Genomic DNA, 26,429 nt, shown 5'->3' with positions numbered 1-26,429 from the left:
CTCGCACTTGGAAATACCTAGGGATTTTTATAAGTACGGTATAGTCGTATGAAAGGCTTGCCTTCACCATAACAGTGTTTTACTTTTTTGATTTTATTGCAGGAAACACCTTTTTTGTTTCACTTTTTTTCAAAAACTGTCAAACAACCGAGGAGAACCGCCTGACAATGGCGATAATTGCAGTTGCTTTTGTCACATTTATTTCGCATAAAATTGGCCCTTACAAACGGCAAATTTCGCTTTACTTGACTAATACGATAAAGCGTGGTATATTAGTAAAAACTGTAAGATGGGATGGTGGATATGAATTTGTTTTGGGAAAGCCTAAAGGATGAAGAACGCGTTACATTTCAGCTGCGGGAGCTATTCGAGCATCACGGCTATAAAAAGGTACGCGTACATAAATTCGAGGAATACAGCCTCTACATTGATAACAAGAATTTTTTGAAAACAGAGCATATCATCACCTTTATGGATTTGGACGGCAAACTGCTCGCTATGCGCCCCGACGTTACCCTATCGATTGTAAAAAACCTAGATGCACAAAAGTGCGGCAGCTTTGAAAAGCTGTATTACCTTGAAAAGGTGTACCGCCTTTCGCGCCAGAACCATGAGTACAAAGAAATTAGCCAAATGGGGCTGGAATGCATTGGTGAGATAGACGAATATGCTACGATTGAGGTAATTCGCCTCGCCGTAAAAAGCCTTGCCGCAGTAAGTGAAAGCTATCTGCTCGATATTTCGCACATGGGCTTTCTTTCGGGTCTGCTGGAAGGTACCGACATGGATGAGCGAACCAAATATGAGCTGGCGCAAAGCATTCGCACTAAAAATATCTACGAGCTGAATGCACGGCTGGAGCACACCAAGCTTTCGGTGTTTTACAAGGAAAAACTGCTGCAAATACCACACCTGTACGGAGATTTTAGCAAGGTGCTTTCGGCGGCGCAGCTACTGGTGGTAAACGATACGATGCAAAACGCCTTGGATGAACTGAAAATGTTGTACACAGCCTTTGAAGGCACTCCCCTTGACTCCAAACTGAGCCTTGATTTTTCGATTGTCAACGACCTCGACTATTACAACGGCATTATCTTTCAAGGGTATGTTGAGACAATCCCCAAGGTGGTGCTCGCGGGCGGGCGCTACGACAACCTGCTACATAAATTTGGTAAAGACAAAGGTGCCATTGGGTTTGCGGTATACCTTGATGAGCTGGAGCACTACTACCGCTGTGATGCCGACGACGACGCGGATGTACTGGTGTTGTACGATACCATAGACGACTACGGCGTATTTTCGGCACTGATTGAGGATAAAATTGCACAGGGGCTGCGGGTGCGCGTAGAACGCATAAAGCCGCAGGGGCTGCGCTGTAAAACTGTATTGCGTTATGCAAACGGTAAACTGCAAGAGGAGGATACCTGACATGCTGAATATTGCGCTGCCAAAGGGCAGGCTGGGAGATAAGGTTTATGAGATGTTCTCACAAATTGGGTACGATTGCAGAGAAATTTATGAGGATAACCGCAAACTGGTGTTTGAAAACGCCGAGAACGGTGTGCGGTACCTGCTTGTAAAGCCCTCGGACGTGGCGATTTATGTGGAGCATGGCGCGGCGGATATCGGTGTGGTGGGCAAGGACATTCTGCTTGAGAGCGAGCCTGATGTTTACGAGTTGCTGAACCTGAACATTGGCAAATGCCGTGTGGCGGTGGCGGGAAAAACCGGCTACGTTGAACAGCCCGATCGCATTCTGCGCGTTGCAACCAAATATGTAAACATTGCAAAAAGGTATTACGAGGGCATTAACCGTGAAATTGAAATCATTAAGCTGAACGGCTCAATTGAGCTGGCACCCATACTTGGGCTTTCCGATGTGATTGTCGATATTGTAGAGACGGGCAGCACGCTGAAAGAGAACGACCTGCGTGTTTTTGATGAAATTGTGCCAATTTCAGCGCGGTTCATCACCAATAAATCTAGCTTTAAGTTTAAAAATTCAGTAATTGAGGAGATGCTTGAGCGGCTCACCGCACTGTTGAAAAAACGTGAGGAGGCGAAAGAATGATTGCTGTAATCGATTACGGCGTGGGCAACCTGTTTTCTCTCATCAGCTCACTGCAGTATCTGGGGCTTGAGGCAAAGGTAACCGGCAGCGCTGACGAGATACACACGGCCGATCGTATTATTCTGCCGGGAGTGGGTGCCTTTGCCGATGCAATGAACAAACTGAGGCAAACCGGTTTGGACACCGTTATCAAAGAGCAAGCGGCTTCCGGCAAGCCGCTGCTGGGTATCTGCCTTGGGATGCAGGTACTATTTGAAAAGGGCTTGGAATACGGTGAACACGACGGACTGGGGCTGCTGAAAGGCGAGGTTGTACCGATACTGGGCGACCTCAAAGAAAACCTTAAAATTCCGCATATGGGGTGGAACCGGTTAAAAATAACACGCAACTGCCCGCTGCTGAAACACAGCAAAAACGGCGATTACGTTTATTATGTACACAGCTATTATGCAAAAAACTGCGCAGAAAGCGTTGCTGCGGTTTCAGATTACGGCATAGACATAACCGGTGTGGTGGTAAACGGCAATGTAATGGGCACACAGTTTCACCCCGAAAAGAGCGGAGAAACAGGGCTGAACATTTTATCCGCTTTTGGGGAGTTGTAATTAAAAATCAGAACGCATAAAACAATCTGCATTCGTTTTATAGAAGGGATGACCATGATGGAGATATTTCCCGCAATCGACCTGCGAAACGGGCAGGCGGTTCGTTTAAAGCAGGGCGACTATGACCAAATGACGGTGTATTCCTCCTCCCCCGCCGATGTTGCGGCAGAGTTTAAGGCACAAGGTGCACGCAACCTGCACGTGGTGGATTTAGACGGCGCGAAGGACGGTACGCTCTCCAACTTTGATACTATCTGTGAAATTATCAAGACAGGCGGGCTTTCGGTACAGGTGGGTGGCGGTATCCGTGACGAACAGCGCATCCAAAAGTACCTCGACCTCGGTGTGGAGCGTGTGATTCTGGGTACCTCTGCGCTAGACAGAGCGTTTCTCACCAAAATGTTGGTCAAGTTCGGTTCGCACATTGCAGTGGGGGTAGATGCAAAAGACGGTAAGATTGCCATTAAGGGCTGGCGCGAGGTATGTGATGTTGACTCGGTGCAGTTTTGCCGCGAGCTTGCAGGCATCGGTGTGCAGACCATCATCTACACCGATATTGCAAAGGACGGCGCTATGGGCGGCACCAATATGGCAATCTATCGCCAGCTTGCCAAAGAGGTGAGCTGCCGCATCATTGCTTCGGGCGGTGTTTCTTTCGAGCACGAAATCCCCCAGCTTGCTGCATTGGGCACCTACGGCGCCATCATCGGCAAGGCGGTTTATACGGGTGCGATCAGCCTTGCAAGGGCAATCGCACTGGCAGACGGCAATCAGGAGGTGCAGGTATGATCACCAAGCGTATTATCCCCTGCCTGGATGTTCGAGACGGGCGCGTGGTAAAGGGCAAGAATTTTGCGGGGATACAGGATGTAAGCGACCCCGTAGAACTTGCTAAATATTACAACGACACCGGCGCAGACGAGCTTGTATTTTACGATATTACCGCAAGCATAGAACAGCGCGCGCTGTTCACCGAGGTGTTGCGCCGTGTGGCAAGCCAAATTTTTATTCCGCTGACGGTGGGCGGCGGCATTAATACCGTAGAGGATTTTGCTCGCGTGCTAAGCTGCGGTGCAGATAAGGTGAGCGTCAACTCGGGTGCAATAAGCAACCCCGCTCTAATTGCACAGGCAGCGCAGAAATACGGCAACCAGTGCGTGGTGCTCTCGATGGATGTGAAGCGTGTGAACGGTAGCTTTCGTATTTTTGCCAAGGGCGGGCGTGAGGATACCGGCATCGACGCAATTCAGTGGGCGGTACGCGGCGAGCAAAACGGCGCGGGCGAACTGGTGGTAAACTCCATTGATACCGACGGTGTTAAGCAAGGCTTCGACCTTGAGATGCTGGAGGAAATTGCAAAGCATGTCAGCATTCCCATCATTGCATCGGGTGGCGCGGGTAAAAAAGAGGATTTCTCCGGGCTGTTTCGTTTAAACGGCGTGGACGCAGGGCTGGCGGCTTCTATCTTCCACTACAAAGAACTGGTAATCAGCGATTTGAAGCGCTACTTAAAAGCGCAGCAGATCGAAATGAGAATTTGACTACAATTGGTAATTTAAGAGGGCTGCATGATGCTGCTGTTTTGGCGATGGAAAGAGGTTCATTTTGGCAGTTGCGTGCAAACCTTTGCTGCGGTGCGCAATCTGCTTGGCGCACACGGAATTCGGTACGAATACCGTATAGTCGATCAAACCTATAAAGGCAGGATGGCAGGCACGCATAGAGGGCGTACGCACTTCGGCAATGCGGGCATTCATTTTGATACGACAATGCTGTATTACGTTTATGTGAGAAATCAGGATTATGAAAACGCGCGCTATGCTTGATTGCAATGATATTGGAAGGGCTGAACAACATGATTGAAATAGAAAAATTAAAATTTGGCGCAGATGGGCTGATTCCGGTGGTGGTGCAGGATTATTACACCAAAAAGGTGCTAACCGTCGCCTACATGAACCGTGAGAGCCTTGAAATCAGCATAAAAGAGGGGCATACCTGCTTTTGGAGCCGCAGCCGGCAGGAGCTTTGGCGCAAGGGAGCGACCAGCGGCAATGTACAGCGAATTGTGTCAATTACAGCGGACTGCGATTATGATGCGCTGACAGCCCAAGTAATCAAGAACGGCCCCGCATGCCACACCGGTGCAGACAGCTGCTTCAACAATGTGATTTACCAGAACGAGCAAAAGAACCCCTTCTCGCTGAATGCGTTGTACAAGCTGATTGAAGGACGCAAAACCGATAAATTGGAGGGCAGCTATACCACCTACCTGTTTGAAAAAGGGCTTGACAAAATCCTCAAAAAGGTGGGTGAGGAATGCACCGAGGTTATTATCGGTGCGAAAAACGACGACAACGCCGAAACTATTTACGAAATTGCAGACCTTACCTATCACTTGCTGGTGCTAATGGTAGAACGCGGCATCTCACTTTCTGAGGTTTCTGACGAATTGGCAAAACGCCATGTGGTGGATAAAAAGGTAAAGCAGGAAACCAGCAAAACGCAGTAAAACAGTAAAAGCCGCCCAGTGGGCGGCTTTTTTTACGGAATATCTTTTCTCGTTAAAACAGCTTTTGCAGCCTTTTCATTGCAATCTCGGTAGCTGCCTTATCACCAAACGCGGTAAGGCGGAAAAAGCCCTCGCCGTTTTTGCCAAAGCCGCTGCCCGGAGTGCCCACGACACTGCATTCGGTGAGCAGCCGATCGAAAAACTCCCATGAGGTCATTCCGCTGGGGCATTTGAGCCAGATATAGGGCGAATTCTCGCCACCTGTAAACCAGACACCCATCTCTCTGAGAGTACCGGAGATGATCTTGGCGTTTTCTTGATATACTGCGATATTAGCCTTGATTTGGCGTTGCCCCGCTTCACCGAACACCGCTTGTGCACCGCACTGCACAACATAGGGTACACCGTTAAATTTGGTGGCTTGGCGGCGCAGCCAAAATTTGCGCAGCGGCTCACCCTCAACCGTCAGTTCAGCGGGTACAATGGTATAGCCGCAACGGGTACCGGTGAAACCTGCTGTTTTGGAAAGTGAGCAAAACTCGATTGCGCACTGCTTTGCACCCTCAATCTCGTAGATGCTGCGCGGCAGGGTTTCGTCCTGAATAAAGGCCTCGTAAGCCGCATCGAATAAAACCACTGCATTGTTTGCAAGTGCATAGTCTACCCAAGCCTTCAGCTGCTCGTGATTGTAAACGGCTCCCGTGGGGTTGTTGGGTGAACAGAGGTAGATGATATCTGCCTGTATCCCCACATTGGGCAATGGCAGAAAGCCGTTTTCCTCATTGGCATTCATATACACAATCCTGCGCCCTGCCATAATGTTGGTATCGACGTATACCGGGTAAACAGGGTCGGGAATCAGCACGGTGTTCTCTACGTCAAAAAGATCGAGAATGTTGCCGAGGTCGCTCTTTGCGCCATCGCTTACGAATACATCTCCTGCATCTACCGTTACGCCATGCGCGGCATAGTAGCCTGCAATCGCTTGGCGCAAAAAGTCGTAGCCCTGCTCAGGCCCATAGCCCCGAAAGGTGGCCTTACAGCTCATCTGTGCAACCGCAGCCTGCATTGCCGCCACCACCGCAGGCACAAGCGGCAGTGTCACATCACCTATGCCGAGCCGAATGGGCTTTTTCTCGGGGTTTTGTGCCTGATACTCCGCTACTTTTTTCGCAATGGTCGAAAACAGGTAGCTATCTTGTAAATTCAAATAGTTTTTATTCATCTTCATGGGTAGAACCTCTCTATCTATTCACCGCTTATATTTCACAGTTGGCGAGATTGCACGGTTTGTCAATATCACAGCTGTTTTGCAGTACCATATAGCAGGCAAACAGCTGCAAGTAAACCATGGTGAACATCGGCGCAAATGCATCCAGCATGTGAGGTATGCTCCGCCGCTCGGTACCCGCCGCGCTCTTTGGTCAATACATTTTAGTATACCTTACCGGTGGTAGAATTGGAATACTGATTTAAATTTTCGGCAATAAATCTTTTATTGTGCCCAGGTCGAGGTCGGTTTCAGCTTTAATTTGTTGTATTCTGTGCAGCTCTATTCGGCAACATCTTTTTCACATGATTGCTTTTGTACAAAAAACTTGATTTTTACAGTAGAACGGGGTATAATAAATATTATTAAGAACATATGTTCTATTTTGTTTAGGCGGTGCAATTTTGGAAATTTTTGATAAGCTGACAATTTTATCGGATGCAGCCAAATATGATGTTGCCTGCACTTCAAGCGGTGCTGACCGCAGTGGCGGCAAAGGCGGTATCGGCAACGCGGTTTCTGCCGGAATCTGCCACAGCTTTTCAGCAGACGGCAGATGCATTTCGCTGCTGAAGGTGCTGCTGAGCAACTGTTGCATCTACGACTGTAAGTATTGTATCAACCGCGTCAGCAACGATACGCGGCGTGCCGTATTTACCCCACGCGAGCTGGCCGACCTCACCATCCACTTCTACCGCCGCAATTATATTGAGGGGCTTTTCCTTAGTTCCGGTGTCATCAAAAGCCCCAACTATACCTGCGAGCAGCTAATTGAGACGCTTGCGCTGCTGCGCAATGAATACAACTTTCGTGGATATATTCATGTCAAGGCGATACCCGGTGCGGACGATGTGCTAATTCAGCGCTTGGGGCTTCTTGCCGACCGTATGAGCGTGAACATAGAACTCCCCTCGCAGGACAGCCTAAAGCTGCTTGCCCCGGATAAATCAAAAATTTCGATTTTGCGCCCGATGAGCGTGATTCAGCACAAAATTAAAGAAAACTGCACCGACCTTGTACGCTACAGGCATGCGCCAAAGTTTTCTCCCGCAGGGCAGAGCACTCAGATGATTATAGGCGCGACCCCCGACAGTGATTTTAAAATTCTAAATCTTACACAAAATTTGTACCGTAAATTTGGGCTCAAGCGTGTATTTTTTTCAGCTTACACACCGGTGCAAAGCCACTCGCTGCTGCCGTCGCTTGATACCAAGCCGCCACTGCTGCGCGAGCACAGGCTGTATCAGGCCGACTGGCTGCTGCGATTCTACGGCTTTGATGCCGCCGAGCTTCTGGATGAACAGCATCAGAACTTCAACCCTTATCTCGACCCAAAATGCAACTGGGCACTCAACCATATGGAGCTGTTTCCTGTTGAGATTAATACCGCAACGTACGACACCCTGCTGCGTGTGCCGGGAATCGGCGTAAAAAGCGCACAGCGCATTGTGGCGGCACGGCGTACCGGCAGCATAGACTATGCAGGGCTTAAAAAAATAGGTGTGGTGGTAAAACGTGCTCAATATTTTATTACCTGCAGGGGCAAACTTGCCGAAGGGCTGAAGATTACCCCCGAGGGTGCGATGCGCGCTTTAATTTCGGAACGCTGTGCAGCAATGTTACCCCAGTACCAGCCGGAACAGCTTTCGTTATTTACCCCGCAGCTTATCAGAGAGGATGTGGTACAATGCCTGACGGGGCAGCTATAGTATACCTCTACGATGGCAGCCTTGACGGGCTGATGTGCTGTGTGTTTGAAAGCTATACACGGCGCGAAACTCCAATTGATATTGTAACTGTTGATGAGCCACAGGGCCTTCTCTACCCCACCCGCGAGATCATAACGGTTGCAGCGCACGCACAGCGCATTTACGCGTCACTTTCACAACGTATCTGTGCCGATGCAGAGGAGCTGGTAAGGCTGGGCTTTTTAACCTGCGCACCTGACAAAGCTCTGCTTATCTACCGTTTTATCTGCCTTGGCTATCGCTTTGGCGGCAGAGTAATGAGCATGCTTACTGATGACACAGTCTGTGCACTTAACAATGCGGTAAAGTCTCTCTTAAACGAAAGGCACTTGCTCACCGGCTTTATCCGCTTTTCAGAGTACAGCGGCGCGCTGGTTGCCACAATAGAGCCCAAAAACTTTGTACTACCGCTGTTAAAATCTCACTTTTGTTCAAGATTTGCCGAGGAGCATTTTATGATCTACGATGCTGCGCATGGCATGGCACTTACCTATTCGCCCTACAAGGCAAATGTTATACCGGTAGAAAGCCTGCAACTGCCCGAGGAGGACGAAGCCGAGCTGCAATACCGCAGACTGTGGAAGCAGTATTACGATACCATTGCAATTGAGGCCCGCTACAACCCCAAATGCCGTATGACACATATGCCCAAACGCTACTGGGCTTATATGACTGAGTTTCAGGAGAACCCCTCTGCACGAATGAAACAGCATGTAGCCAATCGTCTCTCCGCGCCGCCTGCGAAATAAAAGGCACGGCATCTATTCAAGCGCCGTGCCTTTTTTATGCCTTTTCAGCTGTGGTCTTTTTGTTTTTCCTTTTCTTTACCAATGCGATTAACAAAATAACAAACGGAACTAAAATTTGTAACACAGGCGCATAATACTTGTAAGGTTCAAAAAAGGCCATCATTTCCATGGTGCTGGAGAACAACCAGCCCGAAACAGCAATCATAAGGAATGCAGCAGGTGCTGCAAACACTTTATAATTGCGCACGTTAAACAGCCGTGCCATCCCTTTACAGGTAACGTATAAACAAATACAAGCCTTTGCAAGGCCTGATATAATAAAATTACCTGCAACCAATACTTCAATGCGTGTAATGAATTCTTTGATATTAATTATCCCCACCGCCGCATAAGAGGGAAAATATAAAGATTGCAGCGTGGGAATTCCCAATACCAGTATATTACGGAGCATTGCAAGCAAAAGCAAGAAACCGCCTATAGCAAGGCTAATCAGGTATATTTTATATGGGTTGGTCTTAGAATCTACACATGGCATAACCGATAAGAAAAGAACAATTTCTGCAAACGGAAAAGAAATATAATAAATAGATCCCGAAAACATTTTACCGAGACCCTGGGCAAATACTGGCTGAATATAGCTTAAATCGATATGGTTGATGTTTGCCAGCAAGGTTAAGATAACCGCAATTCCAACAATGGGTGTTACCAGCACAGCGCCACGCCCCAATATCTCAATACCTGCTTTTACCGTCCACAGAGACAGTACACCGATGACAATAGCCACTGCAAACTGTGGCGTCTCGGGCAGTGATACGGTTTCAATAAATTCTGTAAAATTACGCGTTACAATTCCTCCAAGATGTAAAGCATAGATTGTAAAAATTGCGGTAAAGACACTGCCGGCTATTTTTCCAAAGCTTTCATAGAACATGTCAAATATATTTTTGCCTGGATAAAGCTTGCTGAGCTTTCCATACATAAAGCAGATTGGAATCATCACCAGCATTGCAAGTAGAATTGAAATCCACGAATCTTGCTTTGCAGTTGTATTCCCTCCCATCACCAACGCACTGCCGAGTATATAAATAATCATAATATGAATTATTTGCTTTGATGACATCATCTCTTTTTTCATGAGTCAAAACACCTCCCTACCACTTCATTCGCTTTTTATTTTAACATATAGTTAAATGCACCTATAATCGCAGAAGCTATGCTTGGAAGTTTTACCTCCAGTACCAAACAGGTTTGGATTGCAAATGCAAAAACCAAAACAGCACTATTTATTGTGAATATCTTAAACTGCTTTTTTTTAAACAGAGGTACCAGATCAAGAACAATAATTAAAAAATAGCAGATTGCAAATACAATTAAAAAAAACATTATTTTTCTCCAATCTGAATTAGTTCATAAGTTGTTCCACTGCTTTTTACTTCTACTTTTGATTTAACTTTTACTTTTAATGTCTTGAATGTTTCATCCCAGTTACTTTGGTATTCCTCCCACAGTTTCGGATTTTTTTGGTTGATCATATTACCAAATCCGAATATGTCAACCTTAAAGTCCTTTTGTACTTTGTGAATAACTCCTATCATTTTTTGCTCCAATTGAGCCGTAAAGACATCTTCAAATTCTTGCTGTGTCATTTTATTATTCGCACTTATCTGTTCAATGCTCATATCTGTTTGAGTCTCAATCTCGATACTCAATTCTCCATCCTGCTTCACCGGTTTAACCTTGGTTTTATTTCCGAATATTTCTATAGCAATGAAATCATCCTCCGCATCATTTATCTGGATAGATAAAACTCCATCCTTCACCTTATTTCTAACAAACAAAAAGGTTTTTGTTTCATCCTCATCCAAAAAACCAATTAGCTTATCTTCATTAAAAATCGCTATACCGGATAGTTTAAACGTGGTTTCTTCCTTGTTTGTTTTTACAACCTCAAATGCAGGAACAACAGGAGAAATCCCATCTGCCCCCAATACATTATTAAACTGGTAGGCTTGAGCCTTTTGTGATTCATAAAGAATCTTATAGTTGGTTTGAAGCATTTCATCAATTTCGTAAGATACAATTTTTTCTAAAATTGGTTTCTGCATTAAAATTTCTTTAGCCGTATCCGCTTTGGATATGACAAGATCTATTGTTAGCCTCAACTCAGCATCACGCATTGCAAAATCAAGTATTGGTGCAATACCCTCTTCGGCAATGTCTTTACTGAGCACCATTACTCTACAATGCCCGAAATATAGTTTTTTAGATGAAATGGAAATCATTCTTCTTATCGTCTCTAATATGGTATTTCCGTCTGCCTCAACAATAGAAGTACTGACCCCAGCACCTTTCTCGCCAGAACTAATACTAATAAGCTCTGCCGTTATATGATATTTTTTGCCGTTTTGCCCTTTGTCAATGGCTATTCCTGATACGTTCGCTTGTTCATTTATCTCAATATAGTTCCAGCATCCGCTAAACAGAAACATACATAGTACCAATAGTAAATATATAAAAAACTTTTTCAACACACCTGGCTATCTCCATTTCCGGAATTTCTCACATTGTTTCTTTGAGAAAATTTAGGTCTTATCTTCATAAACCACCATGGCGTACGAACTAAACTGTCCTGCATTTCTTGAAAACGGTACGTAGCAATTTGTGAGGTATACTCTACACTAAAAGATCTTATACTCAGTAAATGAATCAATATCCCGATCAGTCCAAAAAAGTATCCGTAAAAACCGAGAACCGCAGATACGGTAAGCAGCAGATATCTCAGCAAAATTGTTGCCCCTTTAATACCCGGATTCGTAAGCCCGGTAATTGCTGTGATTGCAACTATAATTACCATAGGCGCACTAACAAATTGTGCCTCAACAGCAGCCTGCCCTATTACCAACGCACCCACTACACTGAGTGCCTGCCCTATATTGGATGGCATTCTGATACCGGTTTCTCTTATAAACTCAAATACCAGCAGCATTACGAGGCACTCAATAAAAGTTGGCAGCGGAACACTTTGGCGAGCCCTTGCAATGTTTAAAGCTAAGGGTGTGGGAATCATCTCCCTGTGAAAAGTCGTTAGCGCTACATAAATGGCAGGAACACTGATCGATATAAAAAAAGCTAAAATCTTTAATAATCTTCCGAAGGAGGCAAAATAAAAATTCAAATAGTAGTCGTCACCCGACTGAAAATTTTCGATAAACAAGTAAGGCATTGTTAACAAAACAGGTGAACCGTCCACCAGCAAAGCCACCCGCCCTTCCAGTAGCTTTGCTGCGGCAATGTCAGGTTTTTCGGTAATGCCAATTGTTTTATAAGGACATAAAGGAGAGTCTTTTATCTGTTCGGAGATATAGTTTGTATCAAGAACACCGTCGATGTTTATTTTTTTCAATCTACGATCCAATTGCTTTAATATTTTTTTATCGGTCAGGCTTTCCAAATAACAGATGCATGCCTGGGTATTTGTCCTTGTACCAAAGGTTCTAAACTTGAATTTCAAATCACTCGTACGCAGTTTTCTGCGGATGAGAGAGATATTGATCAGAAGCGATTCGGTAAAGCCTTCACGGGGGCCTCTTAAAGCTTTCTCTGTATCCGGCTCTTGTATGGCACGTAACTGCCAGCCTTTTGTATTGATGATCAGGGCACCGCTCACTCCATCTACAAATAAAACGGTATCCCCATAAAGGATTGCCTCCACGATATCTGCAAAACTCTGTGCCTTTTTCACATCATTTGTTACAATCACTTGCGTTTCAATCATTTCCAACAGTTTATTTGTCGAGCATAAAATAGGGTTTATCAAAATAGGTCTTATAATGTTTTCATTGATAATTTCGTTGTTCACCATTCCATCTATAAAAAAAATGCAGCATTTTATACTGCTTTGGTTTTGATTTGCAAATTGGCGAGTAATAAGTGTATCGTCATCTTGAAAGATTTGTGCAACCGTTTTCATGTTTAAATCTAAGCTTTTTTCTAAAGTAAATTCGCTATAATCTATTGTTCCATCCGGCTGCGGGCATATCGGTTTACTGTTTTGCTCCTTAGGCATACCTATCCCACCTTATTCCATTCTTATCAAGTATTATTTACCAATAAATCTTTGATAAACACAATATATCAAATTTTATAAAGTTATTGTTTAAATTTGGTCGACAAAAAACCGGTGCGAAAAATTCGCACCGGTTTTTTTCTGAATACAAAATATTTTTTACTGGGGAAACATCTGGGATTATTCCTCAGCGTTCATCTCCTTCGCGTCCTCAATTACAGCCGCTTCCAACATTTGAGGAAGCTGCTCGTAGCGCTCAAAGGTAAGAGTAAAATAACCCCTGCCCTGTGTCATCTGACGCAGCGCGGTGGTGAAATCGTGCATCTCGCTCATTGGCACCTCGGCTTCAATCAGCTGCAATCCGTCTTCGTCGGGGTTCATGCCCAGCACCCTACCGCGGCGCTTGTTGATGTCACCCATCAAATCACCGGTGTTAGCATCGGGGGCGTAAACCTTCAGGCTGCCAATTGGCTCAAGCAGCACAGGGCTTGCCTGCGGAATGCCCGCCTTATAAGCAATGTTTGCCGCCATCTTAAACGACATCTCAGAGGAATCAACCGGATGGTAGGAGCCGTCAACCAGCGTTGCACGCAGGCCCACCATAGGGTAGCCCGCCACAGTGCCGTGCTTAATGCAGTCGCGCAAGCCTTTTTCCACCGCGGGGAAGAAGTTTTTAGGCACTGCACCGCCAACTACTTTCTCGCAGAACTCCAAGTCCTCCGCCTCACAAGGCTCAAACTCTACCCAAATGTCGCCAAACTGGCCGTGACCGCCCGATTGTTTCTTGTGCCTGCCCTGCACCCTTACCTTTTTGCGAATGGTTTCGCGGTAAGGTACGCGAGGTTTATCCAAAGTAACCTCAACACCAAACTTTGTTTTGAGCTTAGAGATGAGCACATCGAGATGCTGCTCGCCAAGGCCGGAAACAAGCTGCTGTTTTGTCTCCTTGTTATTGTCGTAGCCAATGGTAAGATCCTCCTCCATTAGCCGCTGAATGCCCGCTGCAATTTTGCCCTCGTCGCCTTTGGTCTTCGGAGTCATTGCCATCGACATGCAAGCTGCGGGGAATTTAATCGCCGGCAGCTTTACGACACGTTTCGGGTCACAAAGCGTATCACCGGTATTTGCAGAAATTTTTGTAATTGCACCAATATCACCTGCAGAGATAAACGCAGTATCCTCCTGCTTTTTACCCTTTACGTAGATAATTTTACCCAAACGCTCGGGCTGACCGGTAGTTGCATTGATTGGGGTAATATCGGCTGAAAGTTTGCCTGCTACCACCTTTACATACGACAGTTTGCCTACAAACGGGTCTGCAATCGTTTTAAAAATATAGGCTGCAAGCGGCTGCGTGTCGTCACACTCAATGGTGATTTGTTCTCCATCTAGGGTTTCACCTACTTCATCGGCAACTTTTTTTGCCGTGGGTAGTAAATCCGCAATGCTGTCGAGAATCATATCGATTCCCTCCAAAGTGAGTGCAGAGCCGCACACCACAGGTGAAATGGTGCCGTCTTTTACGCCGTTACGGATGCCGTCAATGGTTTCTTCACGGGTAAACGATTCGCCGGAGAAATACTTCTCGAACAGCACCTCGTCTGTTTCGGCAATTGCCTCAGAAATGGCCGCAACAAGTCCATCAATTCGGTGCCCTGCATCAGGCATGGGAACCTCGCTGGGGTTACCCGCGCTGTCGTACTTATATGCTTTCATATCTATAAGATTAATGTAACAGGAAACGGTGCGATTTTCGTAATAAGGCACCACCAAAGGGCAGACGCTAGGCCCAAACTTGGATTTTAAATCTTCCAGCACCTTATAGAAATCGGCATTTTCGGTATCTAGCTTGGATACCACAAACATTCTTGCTTTTTTCAGCTGGGTTGCCAGCTTGTATGCCTTCTCTGCACCAACTGTTACTCCTGATTTTCCAGATAAAACGATCATGACACTGTCGGCTGCCCTTACGCCCTCGTAAAAGCCTGCCGCGAAGTCGAATAATCCCGGCGTGTCCAGTAGATTAATCTTAGTTGAGCCCCATGTGAGAGGAGCCACCGCCATAGAGACCGAAACCTTGCGCTTTGTTTCTTCCGGATCGAAATCGCAGATCGTATTCGCATCAGCTACCTTTCCAAGTCTGTCTGTAGCGCCTGCTTTAAACAGCAGAGCCTCCGCTAAAGATGTTTTTCCAGAACTGCCGTGCCCAGCTAAGGCAACGTTTTTGATTTTATCTGCCAAGTATTGCCTCATAGTAAGGTCCCCTTTCGTTCTACCCGCTTCAGGTAAGTAAACGGGCAATTAAAATAATAATTGTGGAATCTAAATAAGTTTATATCACAACTCACAAACAATTATAGTGTAATTATACTACAAAAACAAAAGGAATCAAGCCAAATAGCAAAAAAATACACAGTCGTCAAGAGAATTTGACGGCTGTGTATTGTGCAAATTGTATAATTTCGACAAAAAGCTAGATTCTTCGCAAGGCAGAGAACAGCCAAACGGCAAGTCCCCACACCGCCTGGTAGATTAGAACCGTGACCATGGTAGCCTGTGCCATACTGCCCATAAATGAGAAGAACGTGACAAGCGTATAGCCAAGTATCATCCCTACGATCTGTACGATCAGGCCGATGTTGGTGGCAACCTTAACGCCTGACGCCGCGGATACTGCACGTGCAAAGCCCGCAAAGCTTCCGTTGTGTACGATATAGCCCTTATTGCTGCCGCTCGCATGGTGCAGCCTATCGAAATCGCCGTGCAGCTTGGCGGGCAGAATACGAATCATCTCTTCAGGCAGATCGTAGATGCGGGCAATTTTTGCTGCGGTAAGATTTGGGTCGACTGATTTTACCACCACGGAGATGCCCTTGCGTTCCAGGTCACCGAGTGCAATATCAGCCTCTTCGTTTCTCACATAACTGATAACAAACATAGCGGTGAGCTCACCCGAATTCGCAAGATATAGGATATCTCTATCCTCAGTGCGGTATTTGGCCTCGTAGTCTTTGCTTGGGGTATCAATGCCGTGATGTCTCATCAGCTCGCTGTTGCCAATCAGCACTCGTTTGCCGCCAACCCAGGCGGAAACACCCATTGCATCCTCGTACACGAGGTTTTCAACCGGTTTGAGTATTTTTGTATTACCCTGAATGATGCGCAGAAAAATATTCTTCACCGCACCGTTGCACATGCACAGCACGCTGGAAGCATCGAGAATTGCCTCATCGATACGGTTTTTTTCAAAGGTTTTGATGTTGTGTAGCAGAACCTCGTCGTTGGTAAACAGCTCACAGGCTTCTGCCAAAATTACATTTGTTTCGCTGAAACGCTCCACCGCGTTATAACCTGAAAGTATCGCGCCGCACTTTGACAGGCTGCGGTAGGCTTTGTGCTGCGGCAGACTGCCGACTATCGTTGCGGTAATGGGGGAAGCAATGGCGAGAATAGCAGCAAAGGTAGAAAGTGCGATAAACATATCCTTGTTGAACACGTAGGACATCACCGCTACCACCACACTGCCGACAAAGATGATCGGCACAGTGATTTTGGCAATGTTGTCGCTCGTGTCATCGGCATAGGACTGCTCGATAAACCCTTCGGCGAAATCTGTTTTGGTGCTGTAGGAAATATGCGGTTCATCAATGTTCATATCCCACGTAAACTCGCGCCCGAGCTCGCGCTTGTTTAGGCTCTGCACCGTATATTTCTGTGCACTTGATGAAATAAACCGGAAGTTCCCGGTGACACGGCCAACCGTGAACATCTTACCCATAGTGTTGAAGATAAGCCCGGCCACCGCCACTGCAAAATAAAGGTGAATATTGTTGTCACCCAGTGAGGCGGGGTTTAAAATGAGCGATACCCCCTGCATTACCGACGCAAGCACCGCAAGTGCAGCGAGAGAATCGTTGTTTGCTTTAAGCGTAAACAGCCCCACAACACCGTTTGAAATGGTGGAGTGGCAGGCAAACGTTGCGGCAATGAGCAGCACCATATTGATAATGACAAAGACAGCGGGCGCTCCCGCAGCCGAGATCATTTCAGGTACAGGAACAGGCAAAGTTTCGGAAAGGCCGAGGTACAGCAGACCGATACCGCAGACAATGGTAATTACAAACCGCACCAGCAGGTTTCCGCGTAGGGTGTCGAGGTCTGCTTTTACCTCACCTGCCTCCGACGGAGAGTTGTATTCCTCCAATTCCATACCGGCTGCCGGTTCGTCCTGTGGTTCGGGCGTTTCTTCATCGTGAGCCGGTACTCCGCCGCTCAAAACATCACTGCCGAGCCCCTCAAGGTTTAGCCCCGTGGGCAGGCTGCGGGTATCGTCAAAATCACTGTAGGCAAAACGCCTATCCGCATTTGCGACAGGTAAATCCAGGCGAGTCAGCTCGCTCGACACCTCTTCGTCATCATGCAGCGAAAAATCGATATTGGGATTAAAGCGGAAGCCTCCCTTCAGCTCCGGCTTGGGAACCGGCACCGATTCCTCGGGTTGTGCTGCAGGCTTTTGCGGCGCTTTAGCGCGCGAGCCCTTTGCAGGGGGTTCTGCTGCACTGCCAAAGTTACTGCGGATACTGTCGCGGTCGGTGCGAGGCGCTCTTCTGGCACCACTTCCAATGCTGGAAAGACCGCTGTATTTCATCATGAATTCGTCATTCTCGGGCTCATTGCGTGCTGCACTGCCGCGAGGGTGCGAAGGCTGCTCAGCCGGCCGTGCTTTCGGTCGCTCCGGCTCAACATTCGGCCCCGCTACCGCGTAGATAGCAGATGCCGGTTCATACATCTCATCCTCTTTATAGCGCGCAATGCGTTTACGCGAAGGACGAGGCTGTTCATAGCTGTCTTCCTGCTCCTGCGTTTGGCGCGGTGCAGGGCGGCGAATCGGACGCTCTTCCTCGTTTTCATCGTCATATTCTGCGGCACGGCGAGGTGCAGCGCGGCGTATCGGCCGTTCTTCCTCGTATTCATCGTTATATTCTGCGGCACGGCGAGGTGCAGTGCGGCGAATCGGGCGTTCTTCCTCGTATTCGTCGTCATATTCCGCGGCACGGCGAGGTGCAGCACGGCGAATCGGGCGTTCTTCCTCGTATTCATCGTCATATTCTGCGGCACGGCGAGGTACAGCACGGCGCACCGGACGTTCTTCCTCGTATTCGTCGTCATATTCTGCGGCACGGCGAGGTGCAGCACGGCGTACCGGGCGTTCTTCCTCGTATTCGTCGTCATATTCCGCGGCACGGCGAGGCGCAGCACGGCGAACCGGCCGCTCTTCCTCGTATTCATCTCGCTCCGCTTGCCCGTATACAGGGCGTTGTGGTGCAGATAGAGTACCACTCGATTTCTTCTGCTTTATTTCAGCAAGGATGCTGTCGATGTCATAGTCGCGATTCATGTTGATCCAACCTCCCCTGTTTTACGAAAGGCATCTATCATCTGTTTACAGTTTCATTCTCTGTCGGGCAATCTCGTACATGACAATACCGCCCGCAACCGATGCATTGAGTGAGGTAATGTGCCCAAGCATTGGCAAGGATATCGTGAAATCACATTTATCCTTGATCAGTCTGCCAACACCGTTGCCTTCGCTGCCAATTACTAAACCGACCGCACCGGAATAATCCACTTTACACCAGCTCTGCCCATCCATATCCGCACAGTAAATCCAAACACCGCGCTCTTTCAGTTCATCAATCGCAGCGGCAAGGTTTGGTACGCGTACAACGGGCGTATAGTTTGCAGCACCCGCTGAAGCTTTAAACACGGTTGGCGACAGCCCCGCGCTGCGGCGTTTGGGTATGATGATGCCGTGTGCGCCGCTGCATTCGGCGGTACGGATAAGCGCACCCAGATTGTGCGGGTCTTCTATTTCATCTGCAATGATGACAAAGAGCGGTTCGCCCTTGTCCTGCGCCTTTTGGTAAATATCCTCAAGGGTGCTGTAATCCACTGCGGCAATGGTCGCCGCCACACCCTGATGGTTGGTGCTGCCGCACATAGCATCGAGCTTTTGCCCCGTCACATCTTTTACAGGAATGCCGCGTTCCTTTGCCATACCGATGATTTTGCCAATACTCCCCTTGCCGTCACCGGTGCCGATATATACTTTATCAATACATTTATCCGACTTGATTGCTTCAATCACCGAGTTTCTGCCGTAGATCAAATCGGTCGTTTTATCGTCATTTCTGTTTTCGTTCATCATGTTATTTCCCTTTCGCTGTTTGGATGTAAAACCCGCCTAATTGCTTACTTTACACATCCGCATATCTAATTTCAAATTATACCATAAAATATGACAGGATGAAACAAAAAACAAGTAAATTTTTACACAAGCATAAAGATGAGTACAATTGCTGCACCTACACTCGCAGCACCCAGCAGTTTTACAATTTCAAATACGGGAATGCGATATAAAATGCGGCGAAATTTTAAAGTAGCCGCACTTTTCATAAATTCATCGGCATTGCGTTTAATATCGCTCTCGTTTTCATCCAGCTTTCGATCTTTTACAAATAAAATAGCCCTTTCAAAGTAATCATTTTGTGTATCAACAACCTCAATAATTTTTTTGTTTACCCCTCTGAGCATTTTGTAGAACCGCCTTTCCTGTTTTTTGTTTTTGCTGTAATTTGAATTGCAGCATCTAAAAAATAAAGCGCAAATAGATAAGTAAATTATTCCCATATAAGATGTATTAATTCATAACTTCATTTAATTAGTACTCAGCGTCTTGTTTTGCCACCAGTTATGGAATTATACACTCACTTTTTTAAATATACATGCTTACAAATGCTACGGATAAGCCATTTTCAGAACTAATATACTAGTTGTATTAAGATTTTTCTCATGATATCCCTCAAAAACTGTGGAAAACTCTGTGGAAAGTGTGGAAAGCTTATTGCAAAACCCTTATGAACAGGAGTTCTTAGTTTGTTAAAAAAATATTCATTTCTGTGGAAAACTTGATTTTTTAGGCTACAAATAGTAATCCTCCCTTTACAGGGGCTTGTCCGTTTGTGGTTATATTCTCCGCTTGCGCATCGCCCCTGCCATCTGCTATACTGGTTGCTATAAATTCAGGTAGGAGGTCTCGACTTGAACAGTACGATTTGCAGGCTCGCTATCCCCGCGGAGGAGGGATTTTCCCTGGGCGATACGCTAAACTGTGGGCAGTGCTTCCGTTGGAACGAAGCAGAAGACGGTTGGTTTGAAGGCGTAGTGGAGGGGCGTTTTTGCCGTGTTTCACAGGATGCACAAGGGCTGCTGCTGCAGGGCGTTGCGGATGGCGAGGAACGCTTTTGGGCGGATTATTTTGATCTTTCTACCAGCTACGCTGAAATCCGTACAAAGCTTTGCGGCAACAAAACACTTGCAAAGGCAGCAGAGTTTGCCCCCGGAATCCGAGTGCTGCGCCAGTACCCGTGGGAGACACTGTGCTCCTTTATCATCAGCCAAAACAACAATTTAGCGCGCATCCGCGGCATTGTGGCACGGCTGTGTGAGTGCTTCGGCGACGAGATATCGGCGGGGATCTATGCCTTTCCCACACCCGAACGCCTGGCTGTGCTCAGTGAAAGCGACCTCGCCCCATTACGCAGCGGATTTCGTGCGAAATACATATTGGATGCAGCACGCAAAGTGAGCTCCGGCGAGGTTGTTTTAGCAGATGTTGCCACGATGGAGCTGGACGATGCCCGCGCAGTGCTGCAGCAGATTCATGGGGTTGGCCCAAAGGTAGCGGAATGCGCGCTGCTCTACGGCTTTGCAAGAATGGAGTGCTTCCCGATGGATGTGTGGATGAAACGTGCTATGAAACACCTGTTCCCGAAGGGGTTGCCGCGCTGTGCCAGGGACAACGCAGGCATTGCGCAGCAATATATTTTCCATTATGCGCGCGTGTGCCCCGACGCATTCCCTTCTAAACTGTAAATTTTTTATTTTGTATTCTCGTCTTTGTCATAAATTTAACGGCAAAACAGTGGCATAATTTATCTAAAACGTAGTTTGCTTTTTAGCGCTGGATACTCTATAATTAATAGTTGGAAAACGCTGTTTATTCAGACGTTAAAAAGTTTATGGGAGGTAATTTTTATGTTAGTATCTGCAAAAGAAATGCTTAACAAAGCTCGCGAAGGTCATTACGCGGTTGGTCAGTTCAATATCAATAACCTTGAGTGGACAAAGGCTGCTTTGCAGGCCGCACAAGAGTGCAACGCCCCCATCATCCTCGGTGTTTCTGAGGGTGCGGGAAAATATATGACAGGTTTTAAAACAGTTGCTGCTATGGTGAACGCTATGGTAGAGAGCATGGGCATCACAGTTCCTGTTGCTCTTCATCTCGACCACGGCTCTTACGAGGGTGCAAAAGCTTGCATCGAGGCTGGCTTCTCCTCCATTATGTTCGATGGTTCTCACTACAGCATTGAAGAGAATATTGAAAAAACAAAAGAACTGGTTGCCCTTGCAAACGAAAAAGGAATTTCGCTTGAAGCTGAGGTTGGCTCCATTGGCGGCGAGGAAGATGGCGTTGTTGGCGCAGGCGAGATTGCCGACCCCGCAGAGTGCAAACTCATTGCTGATCTTGGTGTCACTATGCTGGCTGCAGGTATCGGCAACATCCATGGCCAATACCCCGAGAATTGGCAGGGGCTGAACTTCGAGGCTCTTGCTAAAATTCAGGACTCCACCTCCGGCATACCTCTGGTTCTGCACGGCGGCACCGGCATCCCCGATGAGATGATTCAGAAAGCAATCAGCCTTGGCGTATCTAAGATAAATGTAAACACTGAGTGCCAGTTGGTATTTGCTGAGGCTACTCGCAAATACATCGAGGCAGGCAAAGATCTTGAAGGCAAGGGCTTCGACCCTCGCAAATTGCTTGCACCCGGTACTGCCGCAATCGCAGCAGCAGTAAAAGAGAAAATGGAAATGTTCGGTTCTGTAAACAAAGCTTAATCGGCGATTCTATGCATAAAAAGAGCCATCTGCCTGCGGCGGATGGCTCTTTTGTGTTTGTAGTGATATAACAGCTTAAAGCAACAACGCTTGGGGCAGATTCTGCTTGCAGGTGTGCCGTCTCCTACCCGATAGGACGCATTTCTTGGAACAGATGCCGCATATAGATAGTTTGATACTATATGTAAGTGCGGTGAGTAAATGAAAAAAATCAAGGCCTTTGTAATCAACGCGCTGCTGTTGACGGCAACTTCACTGCTGATGCGTACGGTTGGGGTATCCTTTGGGGTTTATCTCTCCAACAAAATCGGTGCAGCCGGTATTGGGCTTTATCAGCTGATTATGTCGGTATACACGCTGGCGGTCACGCTTTCCACCTCGGGTGTAAACCTTGCAGCGACGCGACTGGTTGCCGAAGAGCTTGGGCGCAATAATCCATCAGGCGCCAAAAAAGCGATGCACCGCTGCCTTGCGTACAGCATTGTTTTCGGCACCGCTACAGCTATAGCACTTTACACCAACGCAGAAACAGTGGGAATGCAGTGGCTTGGGGATGAGCGAACCATTCTTTCGTTGAAGCTGCTTGCCGTCAGCTTACCGTTTATTGCTATGTCCTCCTCCATCAGCGGATATTTTACCGCGGTACGACGGGTAGTGAAAAGTGCGTCCGCACAGATTTTTGAGCAGATGGTGCGCATTTCGCTTACCATTGCAGGGCTGACTATGCTGATGCCGCGCGGGCTGGAATTTGCCTGCCTCGCCATTGTGGGCGGTGGCAGCCTAGCCGAGCTTTGCTCGTTCTTCTACTCTTTTATACTCTACCTGCTTGACAGCAGGCGCTATAAAACGGATGGGCAGGTGACGGGTGGCTTATGGCGGCGTTTGCTTGGTATTTCACTGCCCGTTGCGTTTAGTGCTTACGCCCGCTCGGGGCTTATTACGATTGAGCACCTGTTGATTCCACGCGGGCTTAAAAAATCCGGCGCATCGGCCGAGGCAGCGCTTGCCTCCTACGGCTTACTGCACGGTATGGTGCTGCCGGTCATTCTTTTTCCTGCGGCTTTTTTACAGGCACTTTCAGGGCTGCTTGTTCCCGAGCTTGCCGAGTGCCGCGCCCAATGCCATGAGGTGCGCATCAATTACATAGCGGCGCGGGTCTTTCAAATTACACTGCTTTTTTCGATTGGCGTTGCGGGGATTATGTTCAGCTTTGCAAATGAACTCGCGGTTGCCATTTACAAAAACTACGACACCGCAAAGTACATCTGCATCCTTGCTCCGCTGATTCCGGTCATGTATCTGGATACTGCGGTGGACGGCATGCTCAAAGGCTTGGGGGAACAGGTAAGCTCCATGCGTTATAACATTATAGATGCGTCGTGCAGCGTGGTGCTCGTTTATTTTCTGGTACCGAAGTTTGCCCTTGCGGGCTATATCTGCACCATCTTCTTTACCGAGCTGCTCAATTCCGCCCTCAGTGCAAACCGCCTGATCTCAGTAACACAATTTCGTTTCAACCTGTGGGCATGTGTGATAAAGCCGCTATTTGGCATTGTAGGGGCATCGGCAGCTTCTAAGGCGATTTTTCGGCTGTGGGACGTGGCTTTTGCTACCCCGGTCGGCGAGGCTGCTGCGCACATTGGTCTGGCGGCGGCTGTCTACCTGTTGTTCTTGTGCTTTTCCGCCTGCATTACCCGCGAAGATATTCATTGGGGGATATCGATTTTCAAGTAAAAAAGGAACGCAGCGGCGTTCCTTTTTTACTTGCTATATTCCTTTGCTTAATTTCATCACTGCTACGGTAATATCATCATCGTGATTATCGACGCGGCGCACCTTTGCGGTGTTGGCAATCTCTTGTGCCATCTCCTGTGCGGAAAGCCCCTTGCTCAGCTTGATCTGGGGGTACATCCAGTCGATTCCGGTCAAAATCACGCCATCCGAGATCATCACAATAATATCACCCTCACGCAGGGTCATAGACGATTTTTCAAACTCTACTCCCCGCAGGATTCCCGCCGGCATTGACATTGACTCTACCTTGCCCACCGTACCCGAGCGCAACACAAAGGTGGGGGCTGCCCCTGCTTTGAGGAACTCCGCCCTGCCTGTATAAAGGTCAACACATGCAAGGTCTATCGTGGAAAGAGATTCTTCGTTGGATTTCACCAAAAGAGCGGAATTTACCATTTTGAGTGCAGCATCAAACTCAAAGCCCGCGTTAATCAGCTTGGTGAGCAGGCTTACGGTCATTGCGGCATCAATCGCGGCCTTACCGCCGCTGCCCATACCGTCGCTGACGATCATATGCGCACGCCCACGGTTATCAAGGAAGAAATCACTGCAGTCGCCGCACAGCTTGCTGTTGCCGTAGGGTATTTGTGCCCTGCCAAACTCCGCACACAGATTTGCCCTTTCAGCAAACATCAGCTTGGCGGTGTTCTCCGCCTCCTGTATTACAGGCAGATCGAAGGTGGTTTCGCACAGGTCGGAAAGTTCGGCGGTAATCTCCGCCACTGGCAGCCTTGCCAGCTTGAACGAGGGCAGTGTTACCTCCACATACAATCTACCGAATTTATCTTCGTAACTGGATGCTGCAGAAAGCTCGGTTTTATTGCGTAGGAATAGGTCAACAATGCAGCGATTCTTGCGGTTATCCACCTCATAAATTTCAGATAACTCTGTGGCAAGCGAACCGAGCATCAGAGCCATGCCCTCGAACTGGTCGGTAACCACGCCGCGAATCTGCGAGACCTTCTGGCGGCTGCCCTGCTGCTGTGCGAACAGGCTGTATTCGGCATTCACTGCCAGCACCATTTCCGGCTTGCGGATGCACAGCCCGGCGAGCCTTCCTGAGAAATCCTGCTCGGTAATCTCACCTTTGCGCTTGAGAGTCCCGCCGAAATGGTTCATGCTGTCCATACTTGCGGAAAAATCTCCGCCCCAACACTCGCCCTTTTGCTTGCAGCGGCGGCACACGCTGTCAACGCTTTTGCTGTACACAGTGCCGATGTCAACGCTTTGCATGGTCATCAGCTTACCTGAAACCTGCTGGGTCGTAGTAGAAATATCCGAAAGTGCCTGCGACGCGAAATGCAGTTTGCTCAACATAATATCCTTCGCCGTCTGGGTGACCGCTACGGTTTTACTGCGACGTGCAAGCATCAATTTATCCGTCCAAGCAGTCGGGATCACTACAAACAGCACACTTGCCGCAAACACCTCGTACATCGAGTTCATCACTTCAAACTGCCCACCCAGCACCAGCGATACAATGCCGTTGACAATTATAAAAATTACAGCACAGCCAAAACTACCAAAGCTTGCGAACATACCCGCTACCAGCCCGCCAAACCCATATGCTGCCGCCAAAAAGGTAAAGCTACTGCCCAACAGCCCCATTGCGGCGCCCGCTGTAACACCTGCAACTGCACCTGCCGCCTCATTGCCGTACTTTGCACACAGCAAAATAATAACCACAGCGACAATTCTGCCCACTGAAAGACCCGCCACCAAAAAAGAGCCGAGTGCCATCATGGCAATGGCAAAGGTGATGATAAGGCAGGAGATATCTGCCTTGCCCAGACTGAGCAGGTTTTCGCGGTGCTCGGCAACTGTAAGACTGCGCATCATAAAAAAAGTGGTGCCTGCGGCAAGCGAAGCTTCCGAGAGGCTCAGCACAATATCGTATAAGGTAAGCCCGCCAAGCGAGAACACTGCTAAATCGGCTACGAGCACCGCAAGCAGCGCAATAATCGGCACTGCAACGCCCTTGTACTTGGAAAAGCGGCTGTCGGAGACCACCCAGTTTGCTGCTAAAATGAGTACGACAGCAATGATGTATTTAACGTTGGACGTAGGGTTGTAGGAGAAGGTGTAGCCAAGAATGGCCCCTGCCGCCGCCGCAAGCGAATTTTCACGCTTTACCGATGCAGCAAAGCTGACTCCAAACGGCGCCATAGTGTTAAACAGAAAGGCGTTCGCCATTAGAAATGCCACTGCCGCACAAATTCCACTTTCAATCAAGCCACTTTTTGCGGTAATTACTTGTTTTACTCTACCGCCAAAGCTTGTCCCTATCCTCTGTGTTCCTACTTTCATCTGCTTCACTCCTGCGCGGCAAGCTGCCGCATAATAATATAATGATTTGGTATATTCTCGGAGCCGTTTGCATATCATGTTAGTTACCACCGGTACTTCTTCCATATTATTACAACTTGTATAAAAACATTGTCACAATACCACCGCACAAATTGGCGAAACAAGGTAAAATGCTGCCGATAAGCTCTATAGATTGTTATATCTCCATACAATTGTGCCGGAAGAATTGCAGCGCCGAATCGGAACCCAATTACCGATCGACAAATGCCCGTTACAGGCTTACAATAAGCTAGACAGCGGACTTTTCTGCTGCAATTTGGTGAGGCTGCGCGCCTCATAAAAAAGGACG

At 47.7% G+C, this 26,429-nt stretch carries 22 protein-coding genes; 12 read left to right on the top strand and 10 right to left on the bottom strand.

Annotation, left to right across the window (positions count from 1 at the left end; all coding sequences use genetic code 11):
- The first annotated feature begins 303 nt into the window (after window positions 1-303).
- From RTV33_RS09285 to hisIE, 7 genes are read left to right on the top strand one after another with little or no spacing between them, the layout of a single operon-like run.
- Complete coding sequence (locus RTV33_RS09285; protein ID WP_312643666.1) at window positions 304-1,428, top strand: ATP phosphoribosyltransferase regulatory subunit; 1,125 nt, start codon at window positions 304-306, stop codon at window positions 1,426-1,428.
- A gap of 1 nt (window position 1,429) precedes the next feature.
- Entirely contained in the window at window positions 1,430-2,071 is a 642-nt protein-coding gene (hisG, locus tag RTV33_RS09280) for an ATP phosphoribosyltransferase (RefSeq protein WP_312643664.1), read from the top strand.
- A complete protein-coding gene (gene hisH, locus RTV33_RS09275; RefSeq protein WP_312643662.1) occupies window positions 2,068-2,676 on the top strand; it encodes an imidazole glycerol phosphate synthase subunit HisH in 609 nt (202 codons plus the stop codon). Before hisG ends, hisH begins: the two co-directional genes overlap by 4 nt.
- Window positions 2,677-2,730: 54 nt before the next feature.
- Entirely contained in the window at window positions 2,731-3,465 is a 735-nt protein-coding gene (gene hisA, locus RTV33_RS09270; RefSeq protein ID WP_396327247.1) for a 1-(5-phosphoribosyl)-5-[(5-phosphoribosylamino)methylideneamino]imidazole-4-carboxamide isomerase, read from the top strand.
- Window positions 3,462-4,217 carry an imidazole glycerol phosphate synthase subunit HisF gene (hisF, locus tag RTV33_RS09265; RefSeq protein ID WP_312643660.1) on the top strand — a complete coding sequence of 252 codons (756 nt, stop codon included), beginning with the start codon at window positions 3,462-3,464 and terminating at the stop codon, window positions 4,215-4,217. Before hisA ends, hisF begins: the two co-directional genes overlap by 4 nt.
- A 27-nt stretch (window positions 4,218-4,244) precedes the next feature.
- Complete coding sequence (locus RTV33_RS09260; RefSeq protein WP_312643658.1) at window positions 4,245-4,502, top strand: hypothetical protein; 258 nt, start codon at window positions 4,245-4,247, stop codon at window positions 4,500-4,502.
- Between the two features lie 29 nt (window positions 4,503-4,531).
- Window positions 4,532-5,185, top strand: coding sequence for a bifunctional phosphoribosyl-AMP cyclohydrolase/phosphoribosyl-ATP diphosphatase HisIE (gene hisIE / locus RTV33_RS09255; RefSeq protein WP_312643656.1), 654 nt, complete (start codon window positions 4,532-4,534; stop codon window positions 5,183-5,185).
- A gap of 52 nt (window positions 5,186-5,237) precedes the next feature.
- Here hisIE and RTV33_RS09250 read toward each other — a convergent pair whose 3' ends face one another.
- Window positions 5,238-6,416, bottom strand: a complete 1,179-nt coding sequence (locus RTV33_RS09250) for an LL-diaminopimelate aminotransferase (protein WP_312643655.1) — start codon at window positions 6,414-6,416, stop codon at window positions 5,238-5,240.
- A gap of 28 nt (window positions 6,417-6,444) precedes the next feature.
- A complete protein-coding gene (locus RTV33_RS09245) occupies window positions 6,445-6,567 on the bottom strand; it encodes a hypothetical protein (protein WP_312643654.1) in 123 nt (40 codons plus the stop codon).
- 292 nt (window positions 6,568-6,859) lie between these two features.
- Between RTV33_RS09245 and RTV33_RS09240 the strand changes: the two genes are divergently transcribed.
- Window positions 6,860-8,164, top strand: coding sequence for a putative DNA modification/repair radical SAM protein (locus RTV33_RS09240; protein ID WP_312643652.1), 1,305 nt, complete (start codon window positions 6,860-6,862; stop codon window positions 8,162-8,164).
- Window positions 8,143-8,952, top strand: a complete 810-nt coding sequence (locus RTV33_RS09235) for a TIGR03915 family putative DNA repair protein (RefSeq protein WP_312643650.1) — start codon at window positions 8,143-8,145, stop codon at window positions 8,950-8,952. Before RTV33_RS09240 ends, RTV33_RS09235 begins: the two co-directional genes overlap by 22 nt.
- Window positions 8,953-8,986: 34 nt before the next feature.
- On the opposite strand, the gene RTV33_RS09230 is transcribed toward RTV33_RS09235, so the two are convergent.
- The 7 genes from RTV33_RS09230 to RTV33_RS09200 all read right to left on the bottom strand — a co-directional run bounded on the left by RTV33_RS09230 (window position 8,987) and on the right by RTV33_RS09200 (window position 19,612).
- Window positions 8,987-10,087: an endospore germination permease gene (locus RTV33_RS09230; RefSeq protein ID WP_312643649.1), complete on the bottom strand. Its 1,101-nt coding sequence runs from the start codon at window positions 10,085-10,087 to the stop codon at window positions 8,987-8,989.
- 247 nt (window positions 10,088-10,334) lie between these two features.
- Window positions 10,335-11,483, bottom strand: coding sequence for a Ger(x)C family spore germination protein (locus tag RTV33_RS09225; RefSeq protein ID WP_312643647.1), 1,149 nt, complete (start codon window positions 11,481-11,483; stop codon window positions 10,335-10,337).
- The gene (locus RTV33_RS09220) at window positions 11,477-13,018 is read right to left on the bottom strand and encodes a spore germination protein (RefSeq protein ID WP_312643646.1); all 1,542 of its coding nucleotides are present in this window, start codon (window positions 13,016-13,018) and stop codon (window positions 11,477-11,479) included. Before RTV33_RS09220 ends, RTV33_RS09225 begins: the two co-directional genes overlap by 7 nt.
- Before the next feature lie 180 nt (window positions 13,019-13,198).
- The gene (locus RTV33_RS09215) at window positions 13,199-15,271 is read right to left on the bottom strand and encodes an elongation factor G (protein ID WP_312643644.1); all 2,073 of its coding nucleotides are present in this window, start codon (window positions 15,269-15,271) and stop codon (window positions 13,199-13,201) included.
- A gap of 220 nt (window positions 15,272-15,491) precedes the next feature.
- Window positions 15,492-18,416 carry a hypothetical protein gene (locus tag RTV33_RS09210; protein WP_312643643.1) on the bottom strand — a complete coding sequence of 975 codons (2,925 nt, stop codon included), beginning with the start codon at window positions 18,414-18,416 and terminating at the stop codon, window positions 15,492-15,494.
- A 45-nt stretch (window positions 18,417-18,461) separates the two neighbouring features.
- Window positions 18,462-19,223, bottom strand: coding sequence for a 23S rRNA (guanosine(2251)-2'-O)-methyltransferase RlmB (gene rlmB, locus RTV33_RS09205; RefSeq protein ID WP_312643720.1), 762 nt, complete (start codon window positions 19,221-19,223; stop codon window positions 18,462-18,464).
- Window positions 19,224-19,348: 125 nt separating this feature from the next.
- On the bottom strand, window positions 19,349-19,612 hold the full coding sequence (locus RTV33_RS09200) for a hypothetical protein (RefSeq protein WP_312643641.1): 264 nt from the start codon (window positions 19,610-19,612) through the stop codon (window positions 19,349-19,351).
- Between the two features lie 507 nt (window positions 19,613-20,119).
- Here RTV33_RS09200 and RTV33_RS09195 point away from each other — a divergent pair.
- The 3 genes from RTV33_RS09195 (at window position 20,120) to RTV33_RS09185 (ending at window position 23,713) form a co-directional block, all read left to right on the top strand.
- Window positions 20,120-20,953 carry a DNA glycosylase gene (locus RTV33_RS09195; protein WP_312643639.1) on the top strand — a complete coding sequence of 278 codons (834 nt, stop codon included), beginning with the start codon at window positions 20,120-20,122 and terminating at the stop codon, window positions 20,951-20,953.
- A 162-nt stretch (window positions 20,954-21,115) separates the two neighbouring features.
- Window positions 21,116-21,979 carry a class II fructose-1,6-bisphosphate aldolase gene (gene fba, locus RTV33_RS09190; RefSeq protein ID WP_312643638.1) on the top strand — a complete coding sequence of 288 codons (864 nt, stop codon included), beginning with the start codon at window positions 21,116-21,118 and terminating at the stop codon, window positions 21,977-21,979.
- 201 nt (window positions 21,980-22,180) lie between these two features.
- On the top strand, window positions 22,181-23,713 hold the full coding sequence (locus RTV33_RS09185; RefSeq protein WP_312643636.1) for an oligosaccharide flippase family protein: 1,533 nt from the start codon (window positions 22,181-22,183) through the stop codon (window positions 23,711-23,713).
- A gap of 33 nt (window positions 23,714-23,746) precedes the next feature.
- Here the strand turns inward: RTV33_RS09185 and RTV33_RS09180 are convergent, their stop codons facing one another.
- Window positions 23,747-26,080 carry a SpoIIE family protein phosphatase gene (locus RTV33_RS09180; protein ID WP_312643634.1) on the bottom strand — a complete coding sequence of 778 codons (2,334 nt, stop codon included), beginning with the start codon at window positions 26,078-26,080 and terminating at the stop codon, window positions 23,747-23,749.
- Window positions 26,081-26,429: the final 349 nt, after the last annotated feature.

Origin of the sequence: Hydrogenoanaerobacterium sp., assembly GCF_032017025.1 — a bacterium.
Lineage (GTDB): Bacteria > Bacillota > Clostridia > Oscillospirales > Ruminococcaceae > Hydrogenoanaerobacterium.
Note: the sequence above shows the minus strand (reverse complement) of the source record. Positions and strands in the feature narration are given on the sequence as shown.

Excerpts from the sequence above, each read along its gene's own strand:
- RTV33_RS09285 (WP_312643666.1), top strand. The coding sequence starts at position 304 with ATGAATTTGTTTTGGGAAAGCCTAAAGGATGAAGAACGCGTTACATTT.
- hisG (WP_312643664.1), top strand. The coding sequence starts at position 1,430 with ATGCTGAATATTGCGCTGCCAAAGGGCAGGCTGGGAGATAAGGTTTAT.
- hisH (WP_312643662.1), top strand. The coding sequence starts at position 2,068 with ATGATTGCTGTAATCGATTACGGCGTGGGCAACCTGTTTTCTCTCATC.
- hisA (WP_396327247.1), top strand. The coding sequence starts at position 2,731 with ATGATGGAGATATTTCCCGCAATCGACCTGCGAAACGGGCAGGCGGTT.
- hisF (WP_312643660.1), top strand. The coding sequence starts at position 3,462 with ATGATCACCAAGCGTATTATCCCCTGCCTGGATGTTCGAGACGGGCGC.
- RTV33_RS09260 (WP_312643658.1), top strand. The coding sequence starts at position 4,245 with ATGATGCTGCTGTTTTGGCGATGGAAAGAGGTTCATTTTGGCAGTTGC.
- hisIE (WP_312643656.1), top strand. The coding sequence starts at position 4,532 with ATGATTGAAATAGAAAAATTAAAATTTGGCGCAGATGGGCTGATTCCG.
- RTV33_RS09250 (WP_312643655.1), bottom strand. The coding sequence starts at position 6,416 with ATGAAGATGAATAAAAACTATTTGAATTTACAAGATAGCTACCTGTTT.
- RTV33_RS09245 (WP_312643654.1), bottom strand. The coding sequence starts at position 6,567 with ATGCTGGATGCATTTGCGCCGATGTTCACCATGGTTTACTTGCAGCTG.
- RTV33_RS09235 (WP_312643650.1), top strand. The coding sequence starts at position 8,143 with ATGCCTGACGGGGCAGCTATAGTATACCTCTACGATGGCAGCCTTGAC.
- RTV33_RS09230 (WP_312643649.1), bottom strand. The coding sequence starts at position 10,087 with ATGAAAAAAGAGATGATGTCATCAAAGCAAATAATTCATATTATGATT.
- RTV33_RS09220 (WP_312643646.1), bottom strand. The coding sequence starts at position 13,018 with ATGCCTAAGGAGCAAAACAGTAAACCGATATGCCCGCAGCCGGATGGA.
- RTV33_RS09215 (WP_312643644.1), bottom strand. The coding sequence starts at position 15,271 with ATGAGGCAATACTTGGCAGATAAAATCAAAAACGTTGCCTTAGCTGGG.
- RTV33_RS09210 (WP_312643643.1), bottom strand. The coding sequence starts at position 18,416 with ATGAATCGCGACTATGACATCGACAGCATCCTTGCTGAAATAAAGCAG.
- rlmB (WP_312643720.1), bottom strand. The coding sequence starts at position 19,223 with ATGAACGAAAACAGAAATGACGATAAAACGACCGATTTGATCTACGGC.
- RTV33_RS09200 (WP_312643641.1), bottom strand. The coding sequence starts at position 19,612 with ATGCTCAGAGGGGTAAACAAAAAAATTATTGAGGTTGTTGATACACAA.
- fba (WP_312643638.1), top strand. The coding sequence starts at position 21,116 with ATGTTAGTATCTGCAAAAGAAATGCTTAACAAAGCTCGCGAAGGTCAT.
- RTV33_RS09185 (WP_312643636.1), top strand. The coding sequence starts at position 22,181 with ATGAAAAAAATCAAGGCCTTTGTAATCAACGCGCTGCTGTTGACGGCA.
- RTV33_RS09180 (WP_312643634.1), bottom strand. The coding sequence starts at position 26,080 with ATGAAAGTAGGAACACAGAGGATAGGGACAAGCTTTGGCGGTAGAGTA.